Source organism: Rhodoferax sp., from assembly GCF_023701345.1.
Lineage (GTDB): Bacteria > Pseudomonadota > Gammaproteobacteria > Burkholderiales > Burkholderiaceae_C > Rhodoferax.
This window is the reverse complement of the sequence record NZ_JAMPXE010000221.1, coordinates 1-2,895: the sequence shown is the minus strand read 5'-3', so window position 1 is coordinate 2,895 and position 2,895 is coordinate 1. Positions and strand designations below refer to the sequence as shown.

Genomic DNA, 2,895 nt, shown 5'->3' with positions numbered 1-2,895 from the left:
GATGCCCATGTCGCGGGCGCGTTTCAAGCCGTCGGATTCGGGGTCGATGCCGACCATCCAGACCGGCTCCAAAACCAGGCTGCGTTGCAGCTTGGCCAGCAGGTCGGTGCCAATGTTGCCGGGGCCGATCAGGGCGCATTTGATTTTTTTCATGAGAACTCCAAAGATATCAATTCAATCAGGCAAAACGCACCGAGCAACTGCCCAGGCCGCCAATCGACACACGGAAGTTGTCGCCGGCTTTGGCCGGTGACATGGCCGCCAGCGCGCCCGACAGGATGACTTCTCCGGCCTTGATGCCGATGCCCAGCCGGCCCAGGGTGTTGACCAGCCAGGTGACGGCGTTCACCGGTGAGCCCAGGGCGGCGGCACCGGCGCCGGTGCCGATGATCTCGCCATTTTTCTCCAGCACCATGCCGCAGTTGGACAGGTCGATGCGCCGCGGATCAACGGCGCGGTCGCCCAGCACGAAAACACCGCAGGAGGCGTTGTCGGCCACGGTGTCCTGGATCTTGATTTTCCAGTCGCGAATGCGGCTGTCCACAATCTCAAAGCAGGGCATGACACATTCAGTGGCGGCCAGCACGTCGGCATTGCTGATGCCGGGGCCCATCAAATCTTTTTTCAGGATGAAGGCAATTTCGCCCTCAGCCTTGGGCTGGATCAGGGTGGAGGCGTCAATCGACTGGCCTTCGTTGTAGATCATGCCGTCCAGCAAATAGCCGAAATCGGGCTGGTACACGCCCAGCATGTTCATCACCGCCGCCGAGGTGACACCGATTTTTTTACCCACCACACGCTCGCCCGCTTGCAGCCGGTTGGACAGCATGCGCTGCTGGATGTGGTAGGCGTTCTCGATGGTGATGTCGGGGTGGCGGCTGGTGAGCGGGTCGACCACGGTTTGCGTGCGCATGGCGTGGAAGAGCTCGTCGCCCAGGGTTTCAATCAGTTTGGCATCCATCAATTTGGCTCCGGTTGGTTATCTAAAAAGAGTTGATTTTGCACGCCGCCTTACGCCAGCAGCGCATCGGCTTCAGCCAGGAAGTTGCCGACCAGCTGACAAAAGCGCGCCGCGTGCTCAATCTGGGTCCAGTGGCCGCAGCGGCCGAACACATGCAGCTGCGAGCGGTTGATCCAGTTCGCCAACGTCAGCGAGTTGGACAACGGAATTACCAGGTCTTCGCGGCCGTGCAGCACCAGGGTCTCATGCGGCAATGCACGAATGTCTTCTTCGCGGCTGGCCAGCGCCTCGACGCCGTTTTGCCGTGGCGCCGGAAACATGGATTGGAAGGCTTCCTGAAAGCCGGGCTGGATGCTGGCCTGGTAACGCAGCTCGGCCAGTTCATCACTCATCAGCGAGCGGTCAAAGGCGAACAAGTCCATCAGCTTGCGCATGTTGGCAATCGAGGGCTGGTAGCCCCAGACCGCATCGAGCCCGGGGGTGATCGGGAACGAGACACCGGCCGCGCCCATCAGCACCAGCCGCCGCACGCGCTGGGGGTGGGCAATGGCCAGCGCCAGCGCCAGGCCACCGCCAAACGAGTTGCCGACCAGGTCGGCCTGTTCAATGCCCAGCGCGTCGAGCAGCCCCACGGCCTGGGCCACCCAGCTGGCCATGTTGTACTGGATGCCGGCAGGCCGCTCGCTGTAACCAAAGCCCACCATGTCGGGCGCAATCACCCGGCGCTCTTTGGCCAGCACCGGGATGCTCAGGCGCCAGTTGGCCCAGGCGCTCACGCCCGGACCCGAGCCGTGAATCATCAGGACCGGAAAGCCGGTGCCGACGTCGTGGTAGTTGGTGACGATGCCATTGGCAACAATCGATTGGCCGATTTCAGGGTTTTGAGTCATGGTTCTGTCTTTTAATACTTGATCATCACATTGCGCAGCTCGGTGTAGAACTCCAGCGAGTGCACACCGCCTTCACGTCCGATGCCCGACTGCTTGGAGCCGCCAAACGGTGTGCGCAGGTCGCGCAGGAACCAGCTGTTGATCCAGCACAAGCCGACTTCGATCTGGGTGGCCAGGCGGCTGGCGCGGCTGATGTCTTGCGTGTAGATGGAGGTTGCCAGGCCGTACTTGGTGTCATTGGCCATGCGCACCGCTTCTTCTTCGGTGTCAAACGGCTGGATGTGGCAGCAGGGGCCGAAGATTTCTTCGCGCACCACGCTGGCGGTTTCCGGCAGGCCGGTCCAGATGGTGGGTTGCACCCAGCAGCCGTCTTTGAGGTCATCGGGCATGTCGGGCACACCCCCACCGAAGACGATGGTTGCGCCTTCTTCCTTGGCTTTGGCGTAATAAGACAACACCTTTTGCTGGTGGATCTTGCTCACCAGAGGGCCAATTTTGGTGTCATGGTCAAACGGGCGTCCGGGTTTCATGGTTTCGGCCTTGACCTTGAGGGCGGCGACAAACTTGTCGAAGATCGGGCGTTCCACATAAACACGCTCGGTGCCCAGGCAGACCTGGCCGGCGTTCTCGAAGACCGAGCGCGTCACGGTGTTGACGGCGTTCTCGAAGTCGCAGTCGGCAAACACCACTGCAGCGTTCTTGCCACCGAGCTCCAGCGACACCGGGCGGATGCCGTCGGCGCCAGCTTTCATGATGGCGGTGCCGGTTTTGGTCTCGCCGGTGAAGGTGATGCCGTTGACGCCCTGGTGGGCGGTCAGGAAGGAGCCGGCCGAGTTGGCGCCAAAGCCGTTGACAACGTTGTAGACGCCGGGGGGCACGCCGACCTTGTTCATGACTTCGCCCAACAGGGTGGCGGTGCTGGGGGTGGCTTCCGAGGGTTTGACGACGACGGTGTTGCCGCAGGCCAGCGCCGGGCCGGCCTTCCAGGTCATCAACAAGAGCGGCAGGTTCCACGGGCAGATGATGGCGATGACACCGCGCGGG

General features: G+C 62.0%; 3 protein-coding genes and 1 pseudogene. All 4 read right to left on the bottom strand.

The annotated features are described in order from the left end of the window. Positions 1-153 (bottom strand): annotated as a pseudogene (locus NDI87_RS17390) (acetaldehyde dehydrogenase (acetylating)); the annotation flags it as partial. Positions 154-178: 25 nt separating this feature from the next. Continuing rightward, positions 179-961, bottom strand: a complete 783-nt coding sequence (gene dmpE / locus NDI87_RS17385) for a 2-oxopent-4-enoate hydratase (protein ID WP_296276857.1) — start codon at positions 959-961, stop codon at positions 179-181. Between the two features lie 50 nt (positions 962-1,011). After that, positions 1,012-1,851 carry an alpha/beta hydrolase gene (locus NDI87_RS17380; protein WP_296276856.1) on the bottom strand — a complete coding sequence of 280 codons (840 nt, stop codon included), beginning with the start codon at positions 1,849-1,851 and terminating at the stop codon, positions 1,012-1,014. Positions 1,852-1,862: 11 nt separating this feature from the next. Next, positions 1,863-2,895 (bottom strand): aldehyde dehydrogenase family protein (locus NDI87_RS17375; RefSeq protein ID WP_296276855.1); only part of this gene is annotated, 1,033 nt, incomplete at its 5' end.

Bases quoted from the DNA above. Each gene is read 5' to 3' on its own strand.
- NDI87_RS17380 (WP_296276856.1), bottom strand. From the start codon at position 1,851: ATGACTCAAAACCCTGAAATCGGCCAATCGATTGTTGCCAATGGCATC.
- dmpE (WP_296276857.1), bottom strand. From the start codon at position 961: ATGGATGCCAAACTGATTGAAACCCTGGGCGACGAGCTCTTCCACGCC.